General features: G+C 63.7%; 1 protein-coding gene. It reads left to right on the forward strand.

The features are described from left to right. On the forward strand, window positions 1-474 hold a 474-nt coding region (locus JWG43_RS17960), incomplete at both ends, for an amino acid ABC transporter ATP-binding protein (RefSeq protein ID WP_205244312.1).

Consider the following 474-nt stretch of genomic DNA (forward strand, 5'->3'; position numbering starts at 1 on the left):
CGGGCAAGTCCACCATGATCCGCTGCATCAACCGGTTGGAGGAGCATCAGAGCGGTGACATCCTGGTCAAGGGCACGGCCCTGACCTCGGATCTCAAGAACATAGAGACGGTGCGCCGCGAGGTGGGCATGGTGTTCCAGCACTTCAACCTCTTCCCCCACCTGACGGTGCTGGAGAACTGCTGCCTGGCCCCCATATGGGTCAAGCAGTTGCCGCGCAAGGAGGCCGAGGAGATCGCCATGACCTTCCTGCGCCGGGTCAGGATCCCGGAGCAGGCCCTCAAGTACCCGGGCCAGCTCTCCGGTGGCCAGCAGCAACGGGTCGCCATCGCCCGCAGTCTCTGCATGAATCCCCAGGTGATGCTGTTTGATGAGCCGACCTCGGCGCTGGATCCCGAGATGGTGCGCGAGGTGCTGGATGTCATGGTGGAGCTGGCCCACGAGGGGATGACCATGCTCTGCGTCACCCACGAGA

It is taken from the genome of Desulfobulbus alkaliphilus, from assembly GCF_016918545.1.
Classification (GTDB): Bacteria; Desulfobacterota; Desulfobulbia; order Desulfobulbales; family Desulfobulbaceae; genus Desulfobulbus; species Desulfobulbus alkaliphilus.